Raw genomic sequence first — 25,444 nt, 5'->3', positions numbered from 1 at the left:
TGTCCCATCGCAACGTTACGGTGCCGGGACCGCAATTTGCCGCCTGATATTGATGTTACATCTCAAAATTAGCAACGAATGACCAAGATAGACCCGATTGACCAGAATATATTGCGAGTGCTGGGCCGTGAGGGCCGGATCAGCAATGTCGCCCTCGCCGAACGGGTCCACCTCTCGCCCTCGGCCTGCCTGCGCCGGGTTCAGGAGTTGGAACGGGTCGGCGTGATCCGCGGCTACCGGGTCGTCACCGACCCCGAGCGCATGGGCCGTGGTCTTGCGGCTTATGTCATGGTGGGGCTTTCGTCTCATACCAAGGCCGCGCAGGAAGGATTCGAGCGCGCGATGGCGATCGCACCTGAGGTGGTCGAATGTCACAACATCGCCGGAGCCTTCGAATACATGCTGCGTGTCGAGAGCGCCGATCTGGCCGGTTACAAGCGGTTCCACACCGAGATCCTCGGCACCCAATCCCACGTGAACGCGATCACCTCATACATCGTGATGGGCTCGTCCAAGGACGAGCGCGCCCTATGACCTGATTTGCAGCATGGCGCGCGATCGTTGGGACGCTGGTCGCCCAAGGCCGGCGGTTTCCGGGTCTTTCGGTGATGTGCTCCACCGTCGCAGACAGGCCCCGAACACCTTCCCGCGCCGCGACAATGCCGCGGGTCGAATTCGGGCGGGTTGCGGCATGGTCTTCGCGTCTCGCAATGACATGGTCCGGAGCGATCAGAAGCGGAAAACATTGTTGTTAATAAGTTACGGCTGGGTCCGAAACGGCAGTCTGCGCCGCCAGTAGAAGCCGGCGCGGTGTTCGAGATGGGGGCGGGAGGTGCGCTCCGGGCCGTGGAAAAGGGTTTCTGCGCACTGCCAGTTGCACCCAGATGTGCAGCTCGTCGGCGAGCATCGACGCCGGACGGCGGAAATACAGTGATTTCACAATGGTATTGGGGAATTGGCTCCGGCGGTAGGGATCGAACCTACGACCAATTGATTAACAGGGAACGACTCGCCAAGTGTGATTCGCCGTATTTGATCAGTAAAATAAGGTAAAGCACTGTTCTGCAACGAAAAACAAGTTGTGCAACCACCGGTAGAGAACCGAACATGTCCTCATTGAATGTTGCAGAGGATGTTGCAGAGATGCCTAACCACAACCTGACCACACGGCCCGCCATTGCGAAGATCAAGCACGCACCGGGCAACACCATCATGTATTCCGACCCATCGGTGAAACCCGATCCCGACGCGCGCGGCATCCGCCTCGCTGTCGGAGCCACCAAGAAGACGTGGGTGCTATCGAAGCGCATCGACGGCAAAGTGCGCTCCGTCACGCTGGGCGCATGGCCCGACCTGCCCACCGTCTTCGCCGCCCGCGATGTGGCGAAGGAAAAGATGGAGGCGATCACAGCCCGAACAGATGACCGCTCAACAGGCATTCACACACTGCGCGACGCGATGGAATCCCACATCGAACAGTCAGACGCATCTGAGCAGACGAAGACCTACTACCGGGAGCAAATCGACCGTCACCTTGCCAAGCTATTCGACCGGCCCATCGACGAACTGACGCTGCCCGATCTCGAACGCGCCCTTGCGCCCTTTGTGGACGCAAACGGCAAACCGACCTCGACACAGCAGCACCTGCGCCAGATCATCGGCACGGCGTTTAAACGGGCGTCGGTTGTCCGCCGTATCCCGAACGTGGCCGATGCACTCAAGAAGGTGAAATACCGGGCGCGGAACAACAAGGTGAAATTCGACGTGGACGAGGCTTGGCCCGCGCTCGATCTGATCGAAGCCAAGAAGGCCCACAACCTGATCATTGGCATAGCTTGGGAGGTAATGCTGTTCACAGGCCTCCGCGCGAAGAACGTAACCGAACTCCGCTGGGAGGACATTGACCTCGACAGCGCCCGTCTCCGCGTCGCTGAATTGAAAAACGGGACAGAAGGGGCATTCCCCATCGCTGACCGCGTTGTCGAAGCTCTGCGGGCGTTGCCTCGGCACAGCCAATGGGTCTTCCCACAGCACGACACCGCGAAGCACATTTACCACCCGCAGCAGTTGAAAGGTGGAGGCGTCCGCATGACGCCGCACGATACCCGCCGTTTGTTCACGACTGCCGCCCGTCGCCTGCGCCTGCCATCCTACATCATCGACCAGTTGCGCGGCGATGTGGAGAAGGGCGTGCAGGACATCTATGATCAAGGCTCCATGAGCCACGCTGACGCGAACGCCATCGCAAAACAGATTGAGGTGGAATGCGGGTCAGTACCTTCTTCGAATGTTGTCCAGATCGGAGGCAGGCGCTAATGTCAGGGCGCGTCGGTGTCGCTGTGCGGCTGAACAAACCGGCGTGACCATATTCGATCCATCAGGGGCTGGTGGCGGATCGTATGAAGGCATCCGCCAGCACATCAACAGGCCTGCGTCTAATCTGAACGTGAAGGAACCTGTCGATGGACGAACTCACACGAGAAATCCGTGCGCTGCGCGACGAACTGCGCGGCTTGCAGGTCAAGCAGAAGCTGCCTGATCTCATGACGCCTACGCAGTGTGCGGAATACCTGAACCGCTCCGAGGAGGTGCTTTACCTCTGGCGGAAGGAGCGCAACGCAGGTGCCGAAAGCGGCCCGCCGTTCCTGCATATTTCCAGCCGGACAATCCTGTATGATCGGGAGGACGTTCTCGCATGGGCGCGTTCTCACCGCGTGAACTGAAAAAGAGGGACGAAGCCGCTACACCTCGTCCCTCAGTCATTGCCATCAAAGCAAGCGAACCCATCGCATCAACAACTCGCTTATAAGACACGCTTTGGTGGAATCCGACTGAAAAACAAGGTAGTAGCGTCTGCATTGAGGATATAGCAGATGCGGATTTCGCGCGTTTATGGAATTTCAAAGCCGAGTATTCGGAAAGTCCTTCGGCCAGATGGCACGGAGGTAAAGAAGTGTTTGCCTGATGGCTCCGAAGTCTCGCCAATAGAATGGCCGACGCATTGGTATGGGACGACCCGCGACGTGACGATTGATAGCGTCGCTGCGCTATATGATGAAATTCAGCCTCACGAGTGCATTGTTCTTGGCGGCGCATCAGACAGTCAGAACGTCACTCGACTTCGGCGCACCGATTTTCGTCTTCCACCAACCGATCTGATGGTCCTCGACATTGACGGGATGCCATATGTCGATGGCTATTCTGACGAGTCCTTGCGATCCGATCCAGAGGGCACCATTCGAACGCAGCTTTGCCAAATGTTCGGGTCCGAGGAAGTCGATCAGCTTTACATAGTGGTGGCGCTCTCATCGCGTGCTGGGTTCACGGGCGACTTCCGCGCCCACGTTTGGGTTGGCATCACGCCTTCCTGTGAGGCCAAGGAAGTTGCGGCGCTGCACAAGAAGCAGGATGTGTCGTGGCTGGACGCCGGAATATTCCAAGCTGGCCGGGTGCTCTTCGCGGCACCGCCTGAAATTGAAAGTGATCCGTTCCCTGTCCGCGTCTTCGAGTTCAAGGGCGAAGGCATGGTCATCGACTTGTCAGGGGTCGTTCGCTCAACCGAGGGGCTTGTCGAGCTCAAGCGGCAATTCAGCCGGGGCAAACACAGCATCTACAAGATGAACACGGCTCCTATTCACGCGGGAGAAGGCGGCGTGTCGGAGGAATGTTGGAACTTCATTCTGTCGTGCAAAAGATCTGGCAGGACCGAAGATGAAGCCATTGCCGCACTGCATGAAGAACTGACCCGCCTCGAAGCTCCATCCGCAACATGGCGTCGGATGCGAAAGGTGATCAAGCGCCCGGATGGCATGACTGATCCCGCCTTGGGCGAAGCACGGCGGATGTACCGCGACATGCGTGCGGGCGAAACCTTAGTCTACGGTGAACCTGCCTACCGTGAACCTGAAACAACGCTGACCGCGGCCTCTGAGGCGCTGAGCCGTGCTGTGCGGGATCAGATCGACCGGGAAGGTGTATTCCTGAACAAGGTTACACTTGGCGTCGGCAAGACCCATGAGATCGTCGAACTTGTCACATCGCGGGATGTGAAAGCCTTGATCCTCGCTCCCAACCACGAACGGTGTGCCGAGATTGTATCGCGGCTGGAGGATGCGCGTGAAAAGCGGCTATATGATGCCTTCAATCAGGTCGAACAGTTTGAAGAAATCGAAGATCGCTGGCTCGAGAGGCCTTGGGCATCGTGGCGCGGGCGGTCTGCCGAGAACATGTGCTCCCGGCTTGATGCCGTGAACGCGGCATTCCGGGCTGGTGTTTCCGTTCACAAGCACATCTGCGGCTTCCCGACACTGGACGAGGCCGAGGATGTAAAAAGGTGCCCACGCTTTGCTTCCTGCGCCTACGCGGATCAGGTCATGAACTTCTGGCGGCACAACTGGGTTGCGCCGGTCGCGATGATCTCGCACCTGTCGCGGATCGCTTCGGACGCCGATGTTGTGATCATCGACGAGGGCTGTGTCGAGCACCTTGCCGGGAACAAGATCGTTCCCCTTGAGGAGCTACTTGCTCCGCGTCCCGGTCGTCTGGGCGAACTGTCCCGGAAGGCACATAGCGATCTTTTGGAGGATACCCAAACGCTGACCTTCGAGGAGGTCCAAGAAGCCCTCGAACTCGAGTATGAGGCAAAGCCGTCGCCACATGTAGAGCCTGACATGTCGGATGAGCAGATCATCGCGAATTGTGATCTCGGGTCGTATCGGGCTGGCTGTGTGTCGATCTGGCGAGCGATGAGTGCCCGGCTAGAGGGCGGCGAGAACCATCTGCATGTCTTTTCTGAAACCAAGAAAGATGACAACGGCGAGGAGTTCACACGCTGGTGGGTTGATGTGGCGTGGCGGCAAGAAGCGCGCCTGCTCAAGAAGGCTGACACTGTGCTGCTGTTTGACGCAACGCCGAATGAGGTAGCCTTGCGGGCGCACTGGCCTGAGATCGAGGTATTCGAGGTCGAAGCACCTAAATTGAATACCCGGGTGGTGCAGGTCACGGATGCTATCGGCAAGCGGTCCCAATTGATCAATGATCTGCCGAAGACAGACCCGAAGTTCAAAGCCGAGGAGGCGCGCGTCAAGAAGGCACGGCAAAGGCTAGCAGATTGGCTTCGCGCCCAGCCAGGTTACACGGTCGTCGTCACAAAGAAGGATCACCGTGAGGCCATCGAGCGCGAGCATCGGTTCAAGCGCGTTACCTTCGCGCATCACGGTGCTGTCGAGGGCAAGGATGTCTGGGACTTCCCGGATGGCAAGCGCCTGCATGGTGTGGACGTCGATAACTTGGTTGTTCTCGGACGGAATGCCCCTCGGCCACATGAACTTGAAGCGATTGCGCGACGGCACCACGCGGACGAGGACGCCGTGAAGAAGATGGGTTGGTATCGCACCGAGAACTGGGAGCTTGGGGGCGGTGTCGCTGGGTATCGGTTGCGCCATGACGATCCGCGTGTCGATGCAGTGTTGAAGAACGTCGCCGTTGATAGCCTGATGCAGGCTGTCGGGCGGATGCGGTCTGTGCGCCGTGAGAAGATGGGCCGGGTATTCGTTATGCACTCCATGCGGCTCGACATTGAGGTGGACGAATGTGTGTCTGCTGAGGAGGTCATGCGCCGCGCAGGCGATGTGACATTGTTGAGCGCAAACGAGGTGGATCGCGTATTCGGTGTCGGCGGGCGCAACACGCGGGAGGTCGCGAAGCGCGTTACGGCAACGCATAAGTATCGCATGAAGGATAAGGCTGCACAGCCGAAGCCGTATCTGTGCGCGATAGCGGCCGACGCGGATGTGGATCAGTGCATGGCCGAGCTTGGCGCGGTGTGGTGGGAAGCGGTTTGAGCAGAGTAAGCGACATGTTCTCTTATGTAGTACTATAGTAGAGAAGCTGTCGCTTACTGGTGCCGCGTGGCGCAGCGCCCGGTGCGATCCCGCGACTGTCACTCGGAGCGGTCTATCCGTGGAACGTCAACAATGCTGACATACTTTGCGCCTGACCAATTGATCACCGATCAAATCCACCAGTGAATTGCCGTGGCGCATCAAGCGGTTGGGCAGGCTCTGCAACAACACTGCAACATCCAGTTGCGACCAAGTCGCAGATACACACCGGCACCTATTGGAACCCCCTGCTGCTGACGTGGAAACCCGGCCCCACACTCGGAAACATCTGAGCAAAAATCTGCGACCGCCCGAATGAAAATATCGTTCGATTATTCAGCGGCGTTCCCGCTCAGGTCTTGCTGCCGAACTAGATCAGCCGCGATGATCTTTGTGTCAATATCCGCAGCGAGACCTTTGACCGCGACTTTCGCATCTTTTGCAAACGCCAAATCAGTCACGATTTTTTCTGATCGCAAGCGAACCGTAGCATATGTGTCTCGGTACTTCTGATCAGTTTTGCCATCGCGATGGACGAGGATGTGCCGAGCATCAAGATAAGGCATCGCTGCATTCAGCAGCGCGTTGTCGACGTTCAAGCCAAGGCGAACACTGGCTTTCCTGATTAGCTCACGAGTGTTCCTCTCGTTTTCGAGCTTGCGGAAAATCCCGGCCGAAATTGTGCTTACGACATTGTCCCAACTACCAGCGGCCAGAATATCCCTGACCTGAATCTCGAGTTTCACATCGCCAACAAACTGATTGGGATTGATGCCCTTCACTGCTGCCTTTGCCATCACCTCAGAGATGTATTCAGAAAAATCTTCATAGAGGTCTTTGATATAGGCAGCGGCGACCGTGCTTCGGAGATGATTGCCTGTGGTGTTCCGAGATGCACGCGTATTTGGCCGAGCGGCTAGTACAGGGTGAGAGACATCTGTAGCGCCCAAATCGACAGCGATGTTGTCGTCTGAGTTTGGTTTTGTTCTGTATGCCTTTACCAGTAAGTCGCACAATTCGATGTCGCTATCATAGTATCCAATCCTCTGCGTAAATCTCTGGAATGCCTTAGTTTTCATGGATGCTCTTTCTGGGATCACTTGACTGCCAACGCACGGGCGTTGGCAGCTACTCTACACCTGATTTAACCACCAAAGCACCCCAGCAACACCTTAAACACGAGTTGAGCGCCCCGGCGGCGTCCGTCCACATTTGATCTGCGCGGCTTGGCTCTCCTGAACGGCCATCTTTCGCGCGACGTTCCTTTCGGATGGCCGTTCACCCACAATGAAAGCATCAACCCATGCAAATCACTTTCACCGCAGACGGTGACGAGGCCTGCACGCTCGCCCAGACCTCCAACTCATCTTCGACTGCCTTCTCGATCCCGATTTCAAAACCAGCGCTGCAATCCGGCCTCCGCGAACTGCTGCTCAACCCGGAACAGCGCGACGTGATGGTCGATGCCGTCATGATCGACCGGAGCCGCGACGGTCTTCGCATCCATGCAGGCACCGGTCGTTTCGAACTGCCTTATCGGCACCTGCTTGCCCTCGTGCTTGAGGCCGCGGCATGAGCAAGCACTGGGACCGGCTGCAAGCGCATTATCACCTTATCCGCGACTGCCTCGACGGCGAAGACGCCGTGAAGGATCAGGGGCAACTGTATGTCCCGAAGCCTGAGGGCATGTCGGCTCAGAACTACACCCACTATCTCGACCGGGCCTGCTTCTACGGCGCACCGGAAATGACACTCCGCGCCTTAGTCGGGCTGGCGCTGCGCAAAGACCCCGTGGTGAAGCTGCCGCCGCGCCTCGAACCGATGCGTTTAAACGCGACCTACGAGAACGCGCCGATGCAGGTGCTCGTCGAGGATATGGTGCGCGAGGTCGCGACGATGGGCCGTTTCGGCATCCTGCTCGACTTTCCGGCTGACGGCGCAAGCGCGAACGCCGTGCCGCATATCTCGACCTTCCAAGCCGAAACCATCGAAGACTTCTCCACGGGCTTTGTTGACGGGCGGAAGGTGCTGACCCGCGTGCATCTGGCCTCGGACGAGCAGTGGGAGGATTCAGATGTTACCTATGAATTGATCCTTGAGGCGGGCGTCTATCAGTTCCGCCGCTTCATTCGGGATCAGCACAAGACCCGCGTTGATGTGGGCGAGAACCATATCCCGACGATCAACGGCAAGCCGCTGGACTATATCCCGTTCCTGATGGTCAGCCATGAAGGCCTACGCCCGGAGCATGTCAGCCCGCCGTTCTTGTCGCTCTGCAAGGTCGCGATCTCGCACTTCAAGAACAGCGCCGACCGGGAACACGCCATCTTCCTGACGGCCAGCCCGACGCCTTGGGTGGCCGGGTCCATCCCGGCGGACAAGGTGCCGACACAGATCGGTGCTGGGGCTGTCTGGACACTGCCCGAAGGCACGGAAGTGGGGATGCTTGAGTTCACGGGCGCAGGCGTGGCCGCGATGAAGGAGATCATGGAGGAGAAATCCGAAACGATGATCTCGCTTGGCGCGCGGATGCTGTCTTCGACCGTCAACCGCAATGAAACGCTTGGCACAGCGACGCAGCGCACGCGGTCAGAGCTTGCGCTACTGCACGGTGTCGTCGTGTCCGTCGAGGCTGGCCTGAACCGCCTTCTGCGCCTCGCGGCTAAATGGGTTGGCGATGATCCTGACGGAGCGTCGGTGTCATTGTCCCGCGACTTCATCGAAAGCGCGATGGAGCCGAAGATGATCGAACAGCAGATGAAGCTCTATCTGTCCGGTGTGATCAGCCGTGCCTCGCTGCACGAGAACCTGCAAAAGGGCGAGATCGTGCGCGCGGATCGCTCGTGGGAAGATGAAAAGGACATGATCGACGAGGACGGGGGCGACATATCCTCCATCATCGGCACGCGGGATGTCTGATGCTGATAGACACGGACTATGGCCTTCACGCCTCGCGGCCTGACGGCGCGCAGGCTCTCTACCGGGCTGTGATAGCCCGGACGGTCCTCGATCTGTTTGGTAAGGTCATCCCGGCGTCCGAACAGGACGAGGCCCAGTTTGCACGGCGCGAGGCGCTATACTTCCTGACACGGGAAGGCGGGGCGTGGGCGGAGTCCCGTCGCAATCTTTGCGACGCCGCTGGCCTTAATGCAGACGACCTGCGGTCGAATATTCTGCGTGTGCTGGCTGGGCGCGAGATCGTCGGTGCAGATCATCGCAGTACCTTCGGGGGCATCGACGCGGCCCGTGCGTTGTGGGCAGCGGAGCAGTCGGCACCCGCAAAGGCTCAGGAGCGAAGGATCAAGCGGCAGGCTGACAAACAGATAGCGCGCCCTCGCCGGGTAAAAGCGAGTTATTCCACAATCCGTTCAGCCGTCTTGCCTCTGCTATCGGAGCCGCGCCAGTTCCGAGATTTGATCCACGCCACCGATGGTGAATTCGGCGATGGTGCAATCCGCAAGGTTCTCGCCAACGCAATCAACAAGGGCGAGATCGTCAGAAACGGCGAAAACCACACCTACGTTCTGGCGGCTGCTTGACCTACTTTAGGTCTTTCTCCCATAGCACCTGATACTGATCTTTATTGAGCAATAGCAGGCACTTATTGTGATCGTGCAGACCGGGCGTCGCGCAGATCTTCACGTTCAGGAGAAAGGCGGGCTTCCGGGTCTGCCTTTCTTTTTGTGCGAACGTGAAGGAGTGCACACATGTCTGAGGACAACAATGACAAGCTGATGGAGCAATTCATCGCGAAGGCGACACCCAAGCTGCTCGAAGCCCTGACCGAACAGGTCTCGAAGCAGATCGAAGACCAGATCGGCGGTCTGAAAACCAATGCCGAGAAGATGCTCGACGAGATCAAGGATCAGAAGCGGGCAGCAGCCGAGGTGGCAGCGAAGGAGCAGGCCGAAGCCGGTCAATTCAAAACTCTGCTCGAGCGCAAAGGCGACCCGGCGTCGATCAAGGATGCCCTCAACCCGGAACCGATCCGGCTGACCCGCGTGCAGGCCCGTGACGCAGCCCTCTATCGCCGCGCAAAGGCGCAGGCCGAGAAGACGGGAACCACCTTGGAGATCGTGTCCGATGACTGATCTCGACAAGGCCGCAGACGCGACCGCCCGCGAGTTCCTGTCGGGCATCTATCGCACCGTGAAGGAGTTCGATGTGACCCTCGCGCGGAACGCCATTCTCGATTGCCTGTTCTGCGCGGAAGAACCCAACTTCATCCGCGACGTTGGCGACCATCCGCTATATGCAGCAGATGCGCGGCGCGTCATTGGCCAGATGGCTCCGCATATGGTCGATCTTGCGGGGCGCACCCTGTCGGGCTGGCCGGCCGCGGCATGACCATCAACTATGATCGCATCAAGGACGCGTTGCCCGTGGAATCGGGCAACGGTCGCCGCTCCACGATCCGCGCCCGGTCGGACGTGGTTGAGGTTGTTCTCGACTGTGTGCTGCGCCGCCGCCAATTCAAGGAGATTGCGCAAAGGTGCTGCGTCGATCTTGAAAGCCTGACGCGGTTCCGCAAGCGGTTCATCACGGCAGAGGTCGAAAAGATCGTTCTCGTCGAGGCGAACAAGCTGGATGCCACCTCGCTCGATCAGGAAGTGAACAGCGCCCAAGGCAAGATCGAAGGCGGGATTGAGGGCATTCTCAAGGAGCAGAAGCGCCTGTATCGCACCCTCAACGGCATGGTGGCAGAAGGTGGCGACAACCTTTTCGACGTTCTGGCCCCGATGATGCAGTTGCTCCGGGATCAGAACAAATCCTATGAGAACCTGCTCAAGGTCTATTCCAACCTGCGCGACAAGACGACAATCGTTCTAGGCCTGAACGAGCATCCCGACGTTCAAAAGCTGATGGACGTTCTGTGGGTCGTGTTTCACGCCCACCCGGAGGCATTCGAGACCTTTCGGCAGGCCGTGACAGACCGGCGGATTCCGCTCAATGTCGAATGACCTTGGCCTTTTCCTCCGCACGCTCAACGAGCGGATAAAGCCGGAGCTGCTTCTTGAGCGGGTCGTCGCAGGTCCGCCCGACGATTGGCAGCGCAAGCTGATGAATTCCGCGTCGGACATCATCATTGTGCTGGCGTCGCGGCGGATCGGCAAATCGACAACCGTGGGCGTCATGGCAGGCCAGGAACTGTCCAAGCCTGACCATCAGGTGATCATCCTTTCAAAGACGCTGCCGCAGTCCCAACTGCTGTTCGCCAAGATCGCGTTCACTTGGGAAAAGATGGGGCTGCCTATCGAAGCCAAGCGGCGCACCATGACCGAATTGCACCTGAAAAACGGCTCGTCAGTGGTCTGCGTTCCGGCGGGTCAAAACGGTGAACAGGCCCGTGGCTACGGCGTCAAAAATGGCCTGCTGATCTATGACGAGGCTGCGTTCATCCCGGATGATGTTTTCGGCTCAACGCTTTCGATTGCCGAGGACAACGCGAAGACGATCTTGATCACCACACCGGGCGGCAAATCGGGCAAGGCCTATGAGATGTGGAGCGACTGGGAGATGTATCCCGAAGTCGAACGCATCCGCGCCTGCTCCCTCGATCTGCCGCGCATGGCGAAGTTGGTCGCGAGTCAGCGAAAGGTCCTGTCGAAGTTCGAGTTCGGCGTGGAGCACGGCCTCAACTGGATGGGTCGGGGGCAACAGTTCTTCGACTCGGCAGCAATTGCTGCCGCGTTCACCGACACACCCCAACTCAGATTAGGAGACCTCTATGCAGGGCTTGGTTGAAAAGGGCGAGGACTTGATCCTGCCAAACGCGGACCCGGCGGTCGAGATCGTCAAGGGCTATCGCCGCTTCCTCGTGGGCCTCGATATTGCACAGGCTCAGGACCGCAACGCCTATTCGATACTGCTCGACGAGCGGGTGCCGTTCTATGACGACAACGGGCGACAGGAACTGACCAAGCGCCGCCGCGAGATCGTGCGGGCGGATCATCTGCCCGCCATGTCCTATGCAGACCTCGCCATCGTGACCCGGAACCTGATGATGGACCCGGCAATCGCAAGCCGCGCCTACCTTGTCGTGGATTCCTCCGGGGTGGGCCGTGCGTTCTGCGATCTGCTCGATACGAAGTCGGTCCAGCACACCCGCGTTCAGATGGTGGCCGGTGACAACGAGACGGAAACGAAGGAGCGCGGGCGCACCTTCAACAACGTGGGCCGCACCCGGCTCCTGTCGGCACTGAACTCGGCCATCCACACGGGCGACCTGTCCATCGGCAACTTCGAGGCCCGCGACCTCATGCGCCAAGAGCTTGAGAGCTTCGAGGCTGACGTGGGATCGACCGGGCGCGTGCGGATCGAAGGCGGCACGAAGTTCGGCCACGCAGACCTCGCCGTGTCCGCTTCGCTCGCCCTGTGGCTGTCGGATCATCGCAGTATCTGCGCTCACATCGGGGAGGCCCCGCTCAAAGGCTACTGGTAGAGCACCCTTTCGGCAGCTACATCTTGCGTTTAGCCTGTGTAGACTCCACTATGGTGGGAACTCAGCAGTAAGATTCTACGAAGGCAGGCAAATGCTCGACAGCAGCACCACCGCGAACCGCTTGATCGTTGGCGATGCTGCCGAGGTGATCGAAAGATTGCCTGATGATAGCGTTGATCTTGTCGTCACCTCGCCTCCTTACTGGGACGCTGTGGAGTACGCGCATGGGCGCGCACCGTGGGGGACATACGAAGATTACCTCAACGACATGATGCGCGTTTGGAAGCAGTGCTATCGTGTTTTGAGGCCCAATGGGAAAATGTGCATTAACACACCAATAATGCCCATCCCGAAGAATGTCATCAGTCAGCACACTCGTCATATCAAGAACATAGCTTTCGACCTCGAACACTTGATATTGTCGGAGACCAGCTTCGAGCGTTTCAGTTTGTTTGTTTGGCAAAAACAAACATCGAAAATGATGTTTGGTAGCTATCCGTACCCGGGGAACATTCTCGAGAACAACACGATTGAGTTTATTAACGTTTATGTGAAGGGAGGGAAGCCACCGAAGTTCGACCCAGAACTTAAAGAGGCGAACAGACTGTCGAGAACAGAGTGGTTGGACCTTACGCAGCAGGTTTGGTTCATGTATCCTGAAGATGTCAAGCGGGAGTCAGGTCACCCAGCCCCATTCCCAATCAAACTCCCTGCACGTCTGCTAATGCTTTACACTTACGGCGCGTACGAAGCATTTCAGGGCGAAACTGTACTTGATCCGTTTGTGGGCCTTGGAACGACCTGCGTAGCGGCAAAGGCAATGGGACGTCAGTACATTGGCATCGACCTGAACCGCGAGTACATCGAGTTCGCACAGCGTCGAATTGAGCGGACTGCGCCGTATCAGCCATTGATGTTGGTTGGAAGACCTAAGTATCCTAGCAAAGATGAGTTGATTGAACTTGCGGCTGCTGAAGCTGGCTCGGCTGGCAAGGATGCTGAAAAGAAACACAAGCGTCAGACCTATGGACGAAGTGTTGCCAGCGGCGATGAGGATCAGTTAACCTTCCTGTAGCGCGATGATGTTGCAGGTGTTTCCGTGGCAAAAAAGAAAGTCTCTCTTCCGAGAGAATGGAAGAAGTTCGTAAACGCATACGGCTCTGATCTGTCTTATTGGTATATTCCGAAAGGCCTAGCAGTGACACCAGAAGCGCTGCGGGACAGGCTTTTGGTGCTCAGAGGTTTCGAAGGACACACTCGAGAATGGAGAGATTGCCAAGAGGACTACATTAACGAGCTCGTTACCAGAGGGATATCTGGCGCTAAAGCGAAGTGGAGCGAGGGTGGAGCACCGCTTGCGCGGATGCTTAAGCAGGTTTTTGTGATGCTCGGCCTTGCTTGGGTGGAAAACGATGAGTTTGTTGAAATTACAGACGTAGGAAACGAGTTTTTGGATGGAACTGATCCGGATGGTGTACTATCGGATCAGGTTAGTAGATTCCAGTTCACGAATCCCACTGTGCGCGCGAAAGACCATAATGGGATGAGCCTTCATCCTGTCCCCTTCCTGTTAGAGGTTCTGCGAACGGTTGATGGCCAATACATTTCGAGGGACGAGTACGTACTGTTCGTATCTAGAGCAAAGCGATACGACGAAATTGATAGGGTAATAGACTCTATTCACCGCTACAGGGACCTCGACAGCGAAGTCAAAGCAGAACTCATTAGCCAATGTAGCAAGTATAAGTTGGCGGGGATGCGGCGGGACTCAATACTGAATACAATTCGTCTGAATGCCTCGTACGCCCTTAAGTTCTATAGCCTTTCTGAGAATTTTGAAATTGATGCGGCTGGAAATTTAAGTCTTGTTCGAGGTAAGCTTATCGACACTCGGAAACTGTTGAATCGCTACAATAAGGATGGCGAGTTTATTCACTTTGCCGACCAAAAGGATTGGATCGCCTTTTATGGCGCTCCAGGCTCAATGGCGACCAGTGATGTCGCTCTAGACTACTATCTAGACAAAGGTGACATAGAAGCGGCAATTCGCTTGAAGAAGAAGACGGAGACTTCTCCGAAAGAACTCAAGAGCTTTAAGGATATGGTTGTTGCAGAAAAGACGATTGAAGATCACCTTGAGCATGATCTCAGCCTAATAGAAAAGCAAATCGGAGTGAAATTGAAACTTGTTGGGCGGCAGTACTCGACAACGGTAGGGCCCATTGACTTGCTGGCAAAGAGCAATGCTACCGGCGAGTACTATGTAATAGAACTTAAAAAAGGACGGAGTGCTGACCGTGTCTATGGACAGTGCTCTCGATACATGGGCTGGGTCCGCAAGAATTTAGCCAAATCTGGAAAACCGACTCATGGCATTATCGTTGCTACAAAGATTGACGATAAGCTCAAGGCAGCAAGAGACGCGCACGACACAAAGGTCTACCTCATCGAGCTTTCGTTGAAGGCGGGCGCGGCTGCTGTTTAGGCCTAATTTGTCGCACCCTAGCACCTACCGCAGCCTCTTGCCCTCAGGCAGTCGGATCGCGTCTGGGTGATCAACCTGAATGCACTTGACCTTATACCCGTCGCCTGAACGGACAAGGGCGACCGGAAACGTGCCCGACATATATAGGTGATGGACTGTCAGCTTCTTGTGCTGCCGTTTCAATGTGTAGTCGCGAACGGCGAACCATTCTTCTAACTCCGCGAACACTTCCTCATCAGTCTTGGTCGTCTTATTCCGTCTTCGTCCAGCCTTGCCAGTCGGGTCTTCGCGCGGCTCAGATCGTAGTTTAGCCACGCGCTCAATAAGCTCCCAGCGTTCCTCCTGAGCCTCTAGCGGCCCCGCCAGATCGTTCGCATAGAAACCTTCCAACAGTGTATGGCAATCACTGTATCGGCGCCAACGGGCATCGGCAGGATCAGCGTTGTGGCTTTGAGCTGGAAAGGTGCCTTCGGTGTCGAACAAGAACTTATCCGCGAACCAATACATGAATCCGCGCACGAACTCAGGATAGTCCCGGCCTTTCTCGTCGCAGACGTGCATCGCCGCCATGACGTAGTGAGGCAGCGGCTCACACTCGAAGCGCAGGCGCAGGTAGTCGAGAAAGACCTCCTCGAAACACTCAGTTTGAACTGGCTGTTTTTCCACGGAACTCGCTTTCGGTGACAAAGGACGTGCCAACAAGGCGTAACCCAATCCATCCGAAAGGACTACCAAATGCCCATTAGAACCCTGATCGAAGCCGCCGCTAACCGGTTCAACGTCGCCCGGTGTGATCTCGACTACCTTATTGCTCATGCCGCAAGTCCCGGCGTGACTGAGATGCTCAACGCAGATGATGATTACGACTACTTCGGGTCACTCGCTGAGCATGAGTGCCATCTGGCACGTTTGGCCGAAGTACGGGCCGCGGATGATCTGATTGACACCTGCATCGGCCTGCGAGACTGCGGCTATCACGATCCATCTGTCGTGCCGCAGTTAAGGAGAGCAGCAGAAGTCGTCGGCGACCCTGATCTTATTCAGGGAATCGCGGCCATCGACGAGCAGGATGCCATGGTGGATGCCATCCTGTTTGGCTACAACTGCGCTAACGCGGGCAACCTACTTGTGCAGATGGACGGCTCTGCAATCGCGCGTTTCCCGATCCATTCGCTTGCAGCGTTCTCAGAGGAGGCGGCAGCATGAGCCAGAGTGTTCGCGAACGGCTGCGCACAATCAGCCGTGGTCTCGACCGCAACTGTCATGTTCGACTTACTCTCTACGGTCGGACTTACATCTTCATGGAAGGGCGGTGGTGGGCTTCACCTGATCTGTGATCCAATTCGGGCGGTGCTTTGGTGCTGCCCGTTTTCATTGCAAAGCGGCGATTGTTGTAGAGTTGTTGCAGAGCTTCGAAAAACGACAAAGGCCGCTCGTCAGAGCGGCCTTTATGTCTCTGATCTTGTTGGGATATTATGGCTCCGGCGGTAGGGATCGAACCTACGACCAATTGATTAACAGTCAACTGCTCTACCGCTGAGCTACGCCGGAACGGTTCGGGCGATATAGCAGTGGCGTTTTGGGAGGTCCAGAGGGTTTTGACGGAAAATCCCGAATTTCTGACCGCTGTTCTCATGCCCGGTGAAATTCGGCCGCGGCGCTTAGGCGGCCCTTGGGCGCCACTCGGGATTTTCCTGCCAGATCAACCAGATGCGCAAGGACGTTGCGGGTCGCCGCGCCCAGCAAGGCGGACGGGGTATCGGTGTAGATCTTGCGCGCCAGCGTCGCGGCGTCGGCGGGGCCTTGGGTCAGCGCGTCGAGAATGGCCGCCTCGCGGGTCAAGCGATGTTGCACGAGCCAGTCCAGACGGGCGGCCGGGGCCTCGATGGCCGCGCCGTGGCCGGGGTAGAATACCCGCCAGTCGCGGCGTTGCAGCCGGGCGCAGGAGGTCATGAAATCCGTCAGGTCCCCGTCGGGCGGCGATACCAGCGAACTGGCCCATCCCATGACGTGATCCGCGGTCAGGCAGGCGTCGCCCCAAGCCAGGCACAGGTGATTGCCGATGTGACCGGGGGTGTGGATCGCCTCCAGTCGCCAATCGTCGCCGTTCACCACCGCGCCGTCGGGCAGCGTCTCGTGCGGCTCGAACCCTTGGTCGATGCCTTCGCCGCCGCCCACCAGTCCTTCGTCGGCGAGCGACTGCATCACGGCGGACCGGCCCGCGGTGGCGTTGCCGAAGGCCAGGACCGGGGCACCGCAGCGCAGGGCCAGCGGATGCGCCAGCGGGGAATGATCGACATGGGTGTGCGTCACGATGATGTGCGTGATCTCCTGGCCGGGGGTCAGCGCCGCGAGGATCGCATTCAGATGGACCGGATCGTCGGGGCCGGGATCGACCACCGCGATACCACGCGTGCCCACCAGATAGGTATTGGTGCCACGATAGGTCATGGGCGACGGGTTGGGGGCCACGAGCCTGCGCAACCCCGGCTCGAGCGTCTGGGCGACGCCCACGTCGGGGGCAAAATCGTCTGGCGGTGTCATCGGCATGGCGGTCTGTGTCTTTCGCGTCTTTTACATGGGGCGCACGGTCGCTAGGGTTTAGCCATGTTCTTTGAGTGGCTCAAACACTATCTGCCGCGCGGTCTCTATGGGCGGGCCGCGTTGATCCTGCTGCTGCCGGTGGTCGTGGTGCAACTGGTCGTGACCGTTCTGTTCACGCAGCGGCATTTCACCGATGTCACGCTGCAGATGACGCAGACCGTCGCGCGCGAGGTGCGGCTGGTCCTGGACACGGCGAACGCGGCCGCCGGTGCCACCGCGATGTCCAACGCGGTTGCGGCGAAACTCGATGTGCTGGATGTCGCGTTTCAGCCGATCATGGCGGCGGACATCCCGCCGGAGAACCTGCGCCGCTGGTACGATTTTTCGGGTCTAGTGATCTTCGATGATCTGCCCCGGCTCATTCCGGAGATCGCGCGGATCGACCTGTCTGACGGCGGGCGCGTCGATCTGTACGTCCAGACAGAGCACGGGCCGGCGCGCATCGGCTTTGACCGGCGCCGCATTTCGGCGTCCAATCCGCACCAGCTGATCGTGAACATGGTGTTTTTCGGCGGTCTGGTGACGGTGATCGCATTCTTGTACCTGCGCAACCAGTTGCGCCCGATCAAACGTCTGGCCCGCGCGGCGGAGGCATTCGGCCGCGGGCGTCACGTGCCCTATACGCCCGCCGGTGCGACCGAAGTGCGCGCCGCCGGCAGCGCCTTTGTCGATATGCGCAACCGGATCGAGCGGCAGATCGAACAGCGCACTCTGATGCTCTCGGGGGTCAGCCATGACCTGCGCACGCCGCTGACGCGGATGCGTCTGAGCCTGTCGATGCTGGAGGATGACGAACGCGCACCGCTGGAACGGGATGTCGATGACATGCAGGGCATGCTCGATGCCTTTCTGGATTTCGCCAAGGGGGCCTCGGAAGGGGAGCCGGAGCCAGTCGACCCGCGGGATTTGGTCAGCCGCGTCGTCGAGGAGGCGCAGCGGGCGGGCCGCGACGTGACGCTGCTGCCGATCGAGGGTGAAGGCGCGGGCACCGTGACGCTGCGCGAACAGGCGATCCGCCGCGCGATCGACAACCTGATCAGCAACGCGGTGCGATATGGCGCGCGTGCCGAAGTCTCCTTGTTGCTGACCGACAAGACCCTGCGCATCCGGGTCGAGGACGACGGCCCCGGCATTCCGCAGGATCGCCGCGCCGAGGCGACGCGTCCCTTTACCCGGCTGGATGCGGCGCGCAACCAAGACAAGGGGGGCAGCGTCGGGCTGGGCCTCGCCATTGCGACGGACATCGCGCGGGCGCACGGCGGGGTGCTGCGGCTGGGCGATTCCGAACGCCTGGGCGGTTTGCGCGCGGACATCGTGATCGCGCGCTGATTGCACGTTTTTTTTGTGCCTTTTTCGTGACAAAAGCACGTGGAAATCGTGTTTCCGCTAGGGAAGCGTTGCTGAATTGGTGCACCTTGGGCGGCGCGATACAATGTTTTGTTGACTGCGCAGGCCGACCCTGCAAGCTGAACGTGTGAGAAGCGGGCAGGGTGCAGGTGTGCAGGCGACGCACGTTCTCTTGCCGCCGTTTACAGCAATGACATGCCGGACCCCGAGTGGTCCGACCGAGCCGCAAGACGAAAGCGCACCCGATGTTCAGCAAAATGCCCCCGATGACGCAACTGAAGTCGATGGCCGGCTCAACGTGGTTGTGGCTGACCTTCGCTCTGGCGGTCGCCTCGATGGCGCTTGTGGCTTACCGTCTCGATCGGTTGTCCTATGTCACCTATCTTCAGCGGATGAAATCCGACACGACGATGGCCATGATGGATCTGCGCGAGGATTTCGAGGCCGAGATCTTCGACAAGCTTTTGATGGTGCGCGAACTGGCCGCCATCATCGGGCAAAATCCGGATATGACCCAGTCCCAATTCGCCATCGCCGCCTCGCAGATTCGGGGGCGTGACGACCTGGTGATCAATATCGCGGCGGCCGAGGACCTGAAGGTTTCGCTGGTGTATCCGCGTGCGGGAAATGCGAATGTCCTGGGGTTTGATTACCGCGACAGCCCCGAACAACTGCCGCTGGTGGAACAGGTCATGCGAACCGGGGTCAGCGCCATAGCCGCGCCCGTCAACCTGGTGCAGGGCGGCCGCGGCATCATCGTCCGCGAGGCGGTTTACCGGCCGTCGAATTCCACGGTCTCGCGTGCGCCGGTGCCGTGGGGGGTGGTCTCCATCGTCATTGATTACGAGGGATTCATCGACAGGGTCGGATTGAACGACATCGAAGACGGCTATGACATCCTGATCCGCGAAGCGTCGCAGGCCGGGCAGCACCGGGTGTTTTTCGGATCGCCCGCGCTGACGCAGAACGATCCCGTGCGGTTGGACTTCAACTTTCCCTTCGGCAATTGGCAATTGCTGACCACGACGGACGGCGGTTGGCCCGCCGCGTCGCCGACGCAGACGCGCGAACGGCTGATCATGGCGGCGGTTGCGGCGTTGCTGATGGGGCTCTTGTCCTATGTCTTGTGGCTGTCGGAGGCGCGCAAGCTGGCGCAGCGGCGGCTGTCGAACGGGATCGATGCGCTGGACGACGGTTTCGTGATGTTCGACGCAGACGACAGGCTGGTCGCCTGCAACGCCAAGTACCGCGAAATCTATGATTTCAGTGCCGATCTGGTGAAGCCCGGAACCCGCTTCGAGGATATTGTCAGCCATGGCATGAAACGTGAATTCATAGACGGCACGAACGGGGCGCAGGCCATCACACCGGCCGAGCGGGCGGCCGCCCGCCGCGACTCCGAAGCGATCGACATCGAACAGCACCTGTTGAACGGGCGTGTCATCAAGGTGTCGGACCGCCGGATGCGCGACGGCAGTTACGTCGGCCTGCGGGTCGACATCTCCGAACTGACCCGCGCGCGCACCGCGGCCGAAGCGGCCAGCAAGGCCAAGACCGATTTCATGGGCGTGCTGAGCCATGAATTGCGCACGCCGTTGACCGTCATCCTGGGGGTGGCGCGGCTGGTGTCGAACGCGCGTCTGCTGGAAACCTCCAAGGCGCTGAAAGCGGCGCTGGAGGATCCCGAAACCACACAGGGCGACATCGCCGCGCGGGTCGATGACATGTATCGCCAACTGACCGAGATCATCGCCCGGATGGAACGGTCGGGCAGCCATCTGCTGCACCTGATCAACGATATGCTGGATTTCGCCAAGATCGAGGCGGGGCATCTTTCCGTCGACTGTTCGGCGTGCGACGTAAGCTCGATTCTGGAGCCGGTGGCGGAGCAGGCGCGGGTTCTGGCCGGTCAGAAGGGGCTGGAGGTGCAGATCGACGACGTCTCCCCGACCCTCGCGGTGCTGGCCGACCCGGTCCGCGCCCGCCAGATCCTGCTCAATCTGGTCAGCAACGCGGTCAAGTTCACCGACAGCGGCAGCGTAGCCTTGAGCGTCGCGCCATCGCAGGACCAGGTGGTGTTTACCGTGACCGACACCGGCGTCGGCATCCCCGAGGATGTGATCGGCGGCGTCTTCGATCCGTTCTACCAAGTCGATTCAACCGCCACGCGGCGGTCCGGTGGCACCGGGCTCGGGCTTGCGATTTCGCGCGAACTGGCGATGGCGCAGTCGGGAAGCCTGTCCGCCGAAAGCCAGGTCGGCAAAGGCAGCAGCTTCACTCTGACCCTGCGCCGCAGCACCCTGCGCGCGGTCGCTTGATCGCCGCGATCGGCGGCTGGCGGTGACAGGGGAATGAATGGTAGGCCCGGCAGGACTCGAACCTGCAACCAAAGCGTTATGAGCGCTCTGCTCTAACCAATTGAGCTACAGGCCCGCCATGTCGCTTTGGGTATGCGCGGCGGGGGCTTTCGTCAAGGGTTGCCGTTGCAAGGATGCCTGCAATGCTCTAACTGCGCGAGCAACGACAGACGGGGCGCAAAGGGGCCGGATCATGACCAAGGGCGAAAACGGGATCACATATGCCGATGCCGGTGTGGATATCGACGCGGGCAACGCGCTGGTGGACCGGATCAAACCCGCGGCCAAGCGCACCAACCGCCCCGGCGTGATGTCGGGTCTGGGCGGCTTTGGCGCCCTCTTTGACCTCAAGGGGGCAGGATACAAAGACCCGATCCTCGTGGCCGCGACGGATGGCGTCGGCACCAAGCTGCGCATCGCCATCGACACGGGCCACGTCGACCGGGTGGGCATCGACCTGGTGGCGATGTGCGTCAACGACCTGGTCTGCCAAGGGGCCGAGCCGCTGTTTTTCCTTGATTATTTCGCCACGGGCAAGCTCGAGACCGATGTCGCCGCGCGCATCATCGAAGGCATCGCGTCGGGCTGCGAGGGGTCGGGCTGCGCGCTGATCGGCGGTGAGACGGCTGAAATGCCCGGCATGTACCCGGCGGGCGATTTCGACCTTGCCGGTTTTGCCGTGGGCGCGATGGAGCGGGGGCAGGACCTGCCCGCCGGCGTGGCCCCCGGCGATGTGCTTCTGGGTCTGGCCAGCGACGGGGTTCACTCCAACGGCTACAGCCTGGTGCGCAAGCTGGTCGAGATGTCGGGCCTGGGCTGGGAGGCCGACTGCCCCTGGACCGAAGGCGCCCTGGGCGAGGTGCTGCTGACGCCCACGCGGCTTTATGTCAAACCGGCGCTGGCGGCGGTGCGGGCGGGGGGCGTTCACGCGCTCGCGCATATCACCGGCGGCGGGCTGACGGAAAACCTGCCGCGTGTGCTGCCCGAGGGCACGGGCGCCGAGATCGATCTGGGAACATGGGATCTGCCGGGTGTGTTCAGGTGGATGGCCGCGACCGGCGACATGGCCGAGGCGGAAATGCTCAAGACCTTCAACTGCGGCATCGGCATGATCCTGAGCGTCGACGCCGCGCGCGCCGACGCCCTGACGGAGCTGTTGCGCGCCGAAGGCGAAACCGTGGTGCGCCTGGGTGCTGTCACCGACACGCCGGGCATGGCCTATACGGGCCGCCTGCTGTGACCAAGCGCGTCGCCATCTTCATCTCGGGCGGCGGGTCAAACATGGCCAGGCTTCTGGACAGCATGACGGGCGATCACCCGGCGCGGCCCTGTCTGGTGCTGTCCAATGATCCGACCGCCGGCGGGCTTGACCTGGCCGAGGCGCGCGGCGTGCCGACCGAGGTGATCCGCCATCAGCCGTTTCACGGCGACCGCCACGCTTTCGAGGCGGCGATCACGGGGGCGATGGCCGAACACGCGCCCGACATCATCTGCCTGGCCGGATTCATGCGCAAGCTGACCGGCGAATTCGTGGCGCCGTGGAAGGGCCGGATGCTGAACATCCACCCCTCGCTCCTGCCCAAGTACAGGGGGCTGCACACCCATGCCCGCGCGCTGGAGGCCGGCGACGAGATGCATGGCTGCACCGTGCACGAGGTGACCGCGGCGCTGGACGACGGGCCGATCCTGGGGCAGGCCAGCCTGCGGATTGCACCTTGCGACACGCCCGAGACGCTGGCCGCGCGGGTGCTCAAGCTTGAGCATCAACTGTATCCCGCGGTCCTGCGCCGCTTTGCGGCCGGGGATCACACGCCTGTCTGTCTCTCGGAATGAGTGTGCGATCTGGTCAAACTGCACGGCCTCGTGTACCACGACCGGACGCGTCGCACGCAAGACCCTGACACAGTGAAGTTTCCTGAATGAAAATCATCACATCCACCGAAGATCTGGCCGCCTTTTGTACCGCGGCGGCCGAACATGATTATGTCACCGTAGACACCGAATTTCTGCGCGAGCGGACGTATTATTCGCAACTCTGCCTTGTGCAGTTGGCCATGCCCGGCCCGGATGACAGCACCGGCGTCCTGGTCGACCCGCTGGCCGAGGGGCTGTCGTTGGAGCCGCTCTACGATCTGTTTCGCGACACATCGGTGGTCAAGGTGTTCCACGCCGCGCGGCAGGATCTCGAGATCTTCTATGTCGATGCGCAGGTGTTTCCCGAACCCCTGTTCGACACCCAGGTCGCCGCGATGGTCTGCGGCTTTGGCGAACAGGTGGGATACGAGACGCTGGTGCGAAAGATCGCCAAGGAGGCGCTCGACAAGACGTCGCGGTTTACCGATTGGTCGCGCCGCCCGTTGACGGATGCGCAGAAAACCTATGCGCTGGCCGATGTGACCCATCTGCGACGGATCTACGAATTCCTGGCAGCCAAGCTGGAGGAGACCGGGCGCAGCCGCTGGGTGCATGAAGAACTGAAGGTGCTGACCAGCCCCGAGACCTATGTCACACCGCCGCGCGAGGCGTGGAAGCGGGTCAAGACGCGGACCAATTCGCCCAAGTTCCTCGCCATCGTGCGGGAACTGGCCGCCTTTCGTGAGGACTATGCGCAGGCGCGGAACATTCCGCGCAACCGGGTCTACAAGGATGACGCGCTGGTCGAACTGGCATCGAACAAACCCAAGACGATCGAAGAACTCGGCCGGTCGCGGTTGCTGTTGCGCGAGGCGCGCCGCGGCGATATTGCCGACGGGATCCTCAAGGCGGTGAAAGCCGGAAGCGCGTGCCCGCCCGAGGATCTGCCGCAGCCCGACCGATCCCGCGAGAAGCTGCAGGTGAACCCGGCGCTGGCAGACCTGTTGCGGGTTCTGCTGAAGGCCAAGACCGAAAGCGCAGGCGTCGCGGCCAAGCTGATCGCGCCGGCCGCCGACCTTGACGGGATTGCCGCAGGTCTGCGCGATGTGCCCGCACTCAGCGGATGGCGGCGCGAGGTGTTCGGCGCCGATGCGGAACGGCTTTGCGAGGGCAAGATTGCCTTGGCCGCCAAAGGCTCGGACGTGAGGATTGTCGATCTGGATTGACCGCTTTCCGAAAGCGTTTCCAGATCAAGGCCTTGTGGTTCGACCTTGATGCGATCTTTGCGTCAGCGGCGCGACTCGAGCGCGTTGCGCGCGGCTTCGACCCGGATGCTGCGCACGCCGCGCAAATCCTGATCCGTGACCTTGCGCGCCACCACGACCTGCCGCGAGGCGACGCTGCCGACCGGTTGCGGGCCGGGCGCGGGGACAGCGTCCAAGCGATAGGTGAGAACGCCGTTGACGGGCACATCCTCCGCCGTGGCTGGCGTCAGCCTGACCGAGGAAACGCCCTGCCTGGCGGGCACACCCGTCGCGCGGATGATCGCTCCGCCGGGGATGCGTTCGATGGTCAGGTCGGTGACGGTGTCAATGGGCTGCCCGGTGTAGATCGCCGCCCGGTTCCGCGCCGAGGCAAACAGCCCGGAGCGTTGCGGGATCAGCGGGTTGGCGGCAGTGGCGTTGACCGGCGCCGTCGCGGTGGGTTCGCCGCGCCCGAACCAGTTGAAAGGATTGGCGCGGCTGTCACGGATCGCGCCGCAGCCTGACACGACCAGAGTGGAGAGCATGAGAGCGGTTAGGGTCTTGCGCATGGGGCCTGCCGTCGCTGTTTTGTGTCAGACTGACCTACCGCATTCGCGCAGGCTTGAAAAGCGCCAAGGCGGGGGTGGACCTTTGGCAGGTCAGATCATACCTCTGTCAGGACGCGACACAGGAGAGACCATGGCAACGCCCGCATTCGAAGAACTGGTCGAGGATTTCGAGTTCCTGGACGAGTGGGAAGACCGTTATCGCTTTGTCATCGAGGAAGGCAAGGCGATGGCGCCGTTGGAGCCTGCGCTGAAGGTGCCGGCGACCAAGGTGGACGGCTGCGCGAGCCAGGTCTGGCTGCACGTCAAGACCGACGGCGGCGTGCTGCATTTCGACGGCGAAAGCGATGCGATGATCGTCAACGGCCTGATCGCGGTGCTGCGCAAGCTTTACAACGGCGTGTCGGTGGGGGACGTCGCGCGGATCGACGCGCGCACGGAAATGGGGCGGCTTGGGCTGAACGATCATTTGTCGGCGCAACGGTCCAACGGGCTGCGCGCAATGATCGAACGGGTCCGGTCGGTCGCGGCCTCGGCCCCGGCGTGACCTGGCGCGCGTGACCTGATCGCGGCGCGTTCCGCGCCACACGATATTGCCAAAGGCCTCCGGCCTTTGGGGGCCTCCGGCGGGGATATTTCCGAACAAGAGAAGTTCGCAGGCCG

The 25,444-nt window shown here is 60.0% G+C and carries 25 protein-coding genes and 2 tRNA genes; 21 read left to right on the top strand and 6 right to left on the bottom strand.

The window, feature by feature from the left end:
* Positions 1–78: 78 nt before the first annotated feature.
* The 4 genes from FDT80_RS03940 (at position 79) to FDT80_RS03920 (ending at position 5,843) form a co-directional block, all read left to right on the top strand.
* On the top strand, positions 79–534 hold the full coding sequence (locus tag FDT80_RS03940; RefSeq protein WP_138660911.1) for an Lrp/AsnC family transcriptional regulator: 456 nt from the start codon (positions 79–81) through the stop codon (positions 532–534).
* A 573-nt stretch (positions 535–1,107) separates the two neighbouring features.
* Positions 1,108–2,316, top strand: a complete 1,209-nt coding sequence (locus FDT80_RS03930) for a tyrosine-type recombinase/integrase (RefSeq protein WP_138660910.1) — start codon at positions 1,108–1,110, stop codon at positions 2,314–2,316.
* 146 nt (positions 2,317–2,462) lie between these two features.
* Complete coding sequence (locus FDT80_RS03925; protein ID WP_138660909.1) at positions 2,463–2,723, top strand: helix-turn-helix transcriptional regulator; 261 nt, start codon at positions 2,463–2,465, stop codon at positions 2,721–2,723.
* Positions 2,724–2,873: 150 nt separating this feature from the next.
* Positions 2,874–5,843, top strand: a complete 2,970-nt coding sequence (locus FDT80_RS03920) for a hypothetical protein (protein WP_138660908.1) — start codon at positions 2,874–2,876, stop codon at positions 5,841–5,843.
* A 371-nt stretch (positions 5,844–6,214) separates the two neighbouring features.
* On the opposite strand, the gene FDT80_RS03915 is transcribed toward FDT80_RS03920, so the two are convergent.
* Positions 6,215–6,961 (bottom strand): hypothetical protein, encoded by a 747-nt coding sequence (locus FDT80_RS03915; RefSeq protein WP_138660907.1) that lies wholly within the window; start codon positions 6,959–6,961, stop codon positions 6,215–6,217.
* 224 nt (positions 6,962–7,185) lie between these two features.
* Between FDT80_RS03915 and FDT80_RS03910 the strand changes: the two genes are divergently transcribed.
* The 10 genes from FDT80_RS03910 to FDT80_RS03865 all read left to right on the top strand — a co-directional run bounded on the left by FDT80_RS03910 (position 7,186) and on the right by FDT80_RS03865 (position 14,809).
* On the top strand, positions 7,186–7,458 hold the full coding sequence (locus FDT80_RS03910) for a hypothetical protein (RefSeq protein WP_138660906.1): 273 nt from the start codon (positions 7,186–7,188) through the stop codon (positions 7,456–7,458).
* Positions 7,455–8,801: a DUF4055 domain-containing protein gene (locus tag FDT80_RS03905; RefSeq protein ID WP_138660905.1), complete on the top strand. Its 1,347-nt coding sequence runs from the start codon at positions 7,455–7,457 to the stop codon at positions 8,799–8,801. The genes FDT80_RS03910 and FDT80_RS03905 overlap by 4 nt, the downstream gene beginning before the upstream one ends.
* Positions 8,801–9,421 carry a hypothetical protein gene (locus FDT80_RS03900; protein WP_138660904.1) on the top strand — a complete coding sequence of 207 codons (621 nt, stop codon included), beginning with the start codon at positions 8,801–8,803 and terminating at the stop codon, positions 9,419–9,421. Before FDT80_RS03905 ends, FDT80_RS03900 begins: the two co-directional genes overlap by 1 nt.
* Before the next feature lie 168 nt (positions 9,422–9,589).
* Positions 9,590–9,973 carry a hypothetical protein gene (locus FDT80_RS03895; RefSeq protein ID WP_138660903.1) on the top strand — a complete coding sequence of 128 codons (384 nt, stop codon included), beginning with the start codon at positions 9,590–9,592 and terminating at the stop codon, positions 9,971–9,973.
* Positions 9,966–10,229, top strand: coding sequence for a hypothetical protein (locus tag FDT80_RS03890; RefSeq protein WP_138660902.1), 264 nt, complete (start codon positions 9,966–9,968; stop codon positions 10,227–10,229). Before FDT80_RS03895 ends, FDT80_RS03890 begins: the two co-directional genes overlap by 8 nt.
* Positions 10,226–10,843, top strand: a complete 618-nt coding sequence (locus FDT80_RS03885) for a hypothetical protein (protein WP_138660901.1) — start codon at positions 10,226–10,228, stop codon at positions 10,841–10,843. Before FDT80_RS03890 ends, FDT80_RS03885 begins: the two co-directional genes overlap by 4 nt.
* Positions 10,833–11,627: a terminase large subunit domain-containing protein gene (locus FDT80_RS03880; RefSeq protein WP_138660900.1), complete on the top strand. Its 795-nt coding sequence runs from the start codon at positions 10,833–10,835 to the stop codon at positions 11,625–11,627. The genes FDT80_RS03885 and FDT80_RS03880 overlap by 11 nt, the downstream gene beginning before the upstream one ends.
* Complete coding sequence (locus FDT80_RS03875) at positions 11,611–12,324, top strand: hypothetical protein (RefSeq protein WP_170311779.1); 714 nt, start codon at positions 11,611–11,613, stop codon at positions 12,322–12,324. Before FDT80_RS03880 ends, FDT80_RS03875 begins: the two co-directional genes overlap by 17 nt.
* Positions 12,325–12,415: 91 nt before the next feature.
* Positions 12,416–13,399 carry a DNA-methyltransferase gene (locus FDT80_RS03870; protein WP_138660899.1) on the top strand — a complete coding sequence of 328 codons (984 nt, stop codon included), beginning with the start codon at positions 12,416–12,418 and terminating at the stop codon, positions 13,397–13,399.
* A gap of 24 nt (positions 13,400–13,423) precedes the next feature.
* Positions 13,424–14,809, top strand: coding sequence for an AlwI family type II restriction endonuclease (locus FDT80_RS03865; RefSeq protein ID WP_138660898.1), 1,386 nt, complete (start codon positions 13,424–13,426; stop codon positions 14,807–14,809).
* 24 nt (positions 14,810–14,833) lie between these two features.
* Here FDT80_RS03865 and FDT80_RS03860 read toward each other — a convergent pair whose 3' ends face one another.
* Positions 14,834–15,475 carry a hypothetical protein gene (locus FDT80_RS03860; protein WP_138660897.1) on the bottom strand — a complete coding sequence of 214 codons (642 nt, stop codon included), beginning with the start codon at positions 15,473–15,475 and terminating at the stop codon, positions 14,834–14,836.
* A gap of 69 nt (positions 15,476–15,544) precedes the next feature.
* On the opposite strand from FDT80_RS03860, the gene FDT80_RS03855 reads away from it, so the two are divergent.
* A complete protein-coding gene (locus FDT80_RS03855; protein WP_138660896.1) occupies positions 15,545–16,015 on the top strand; it encodes a hypothetical protein in 471 nt (156 codons plus the stop codon).
* A gap of 270 nt (positions 16,016–16,285) precedes the next feature.
* Here FDT80_RS03855 and FDT80_RS03850 read toward each other — a convergent pair.
* Together FDT80_RS03850 and FDT80_RS03845 are read right to left on the bottom strand one after the other, a co-directional pair.
* Positions 16,286–16,360 (bottom strand) — tRNA-Asn (locus tag FDT80_RS03850).
* Positions 16,361–16,441: 81 nt separating this feature from the next.
* Entirely contained in the window at positions 16,442–17,353 is a 912-nt protein-coding gene (locus FDT80_RS03845; protein ID WP_138660895.1) for an MBL fold metallo-hydrolase, read from the bottom strand.
* 63 nt (positions 17,354–17,416) lie between these two features.
* Here FDT80_RS03845 and FDT80_RS03840 point away from each other — a divergent pair, with 63 nt between their 5' ends.
* Positions 17,417–18,742, top strand: a complete 1,326-nt coding sequence (locus FDT80_RS03840; protein ID WP_138660894.1) for an ATP-binding protein — start codon at positions 17,417–17,419, stop codon at positions 18,740–18,742.
* Positions 18,743–19,005: 263 nt separating this feature from the next.
* The gene (locus FDT80_RS03835; RefSeq protein WP_138660893.1) at positions 19,006–21,078 is read left to right on the top strand and encodes an ATP-binding protein; all 2,073 of its coding nucleotides are present in this window, start codon (positions 19,006–19,008) and stop codon (positions 21,076–21,078) included.
* 38 nt (positions 21,079–21,116) lie between these two features.
* On the opposite strand, the gene FDT80_RS03830 is transcribed toward FDT80_RS03835, so the two are convergent.
* Positions 21,117–21,193, bottom strand: a tRNA-Ile gene (locus FDT80_RS03830).
* Between the two features lie 117 nt (positions 21,194–21,310).
* Here FDT80_RS03830 and purM point away from each other — a divergent pair.
* The 3 genes from purM (at position 21,311) to rnd (ending at position 24,197) form a co-directional block, all read left to right on the top strand.
* Positions 21,311–22,357 (top strand): phosphoribosylformylglycinamidine cyclo-ligase, encoded by a 1,047-nt coding sequence (gene purM / locus FDT80_RS03825; protein WP_138660892.1) that lies wholly within the window; start codon positions 21,311–21,313, stop codon positions 22,355–22,357.
* Positions 22,354–22,950: a phosphoribosylglycinamide formyltransferase gene (gene purN, locus FDT80_RS03820; RefSeq protein WP_138660891.1), complete on the top strand. Its 597-nt coding sequence runs from the start codon at positions 22,354–22,356 to the stop codon at positions 22,948–22,950. The genes purM and purN overlap by 4 nt, the downstream gene beginning before the upstream one ends.
* An 86-nt stretch (positions 22,951–23,036) precedes the next feature.
* Positions 23,037–24,197: a ribonuclease D gene (rnd, locus tag FDT80_RS03815; RefSeq protein WP_138660890.1), complete on the top strand. Its 1,161-nt coding sequence runs from the start codon at positions 23,037–23,039 to the stop codon at positions 24,195–24,197.
* A 62-nt stretch (positions 24,198–24,259) separates the two neighbouring features.
* On the opposite strand, the gene FDT80_RS03810 is transcribed toward rnd, so the two are convergent.
* Complete coding sequence (locus tag FDT80_RS03810; RefSeq protein WP_138660889.1) at positions 24,260–24,784, bottom strand: hypothetical protein; 525 nt, start codon at positions 24,782–24,784, stop codon at positions 24,260–24,262.
* A 130-nt stretch (positions 24,785–24,914) separates the two neighbouring features.
* Here FDT80_RS03810 and FDT80_RS03805 point away from each other — a divergent pair, with 130 nt between their 5' ends.
* Positions 24,915–25,328, top strand: coding sequence for a SufE family protein (locus FDT80_RS03805; protein WP_138660888.1), 414 nt, complete (start codon positions 24,915–24,917; stop codon positions 25,326–25,328).
* Positions 25,329–25,444: the final 116 nt, after the last annotated feature.

The sequence above is a fragment of the Sulfitobacter sabulilitoris genome (assembly GCF_005887615.1).
Taxonomy (GTDB): Bacteria; Pseudomonadota; Alphaproteobacteria; order Rhodobacterales; family Rhodobacteraceae; genus Sulfitobacter_E; species Sulfitobacter_E sabulilitoris.
The sequence above is the reverse complement of the archived record's forward strand: the minus strand, read 5'-3'. Positions and strand labels throughout refer to the sequence as shown.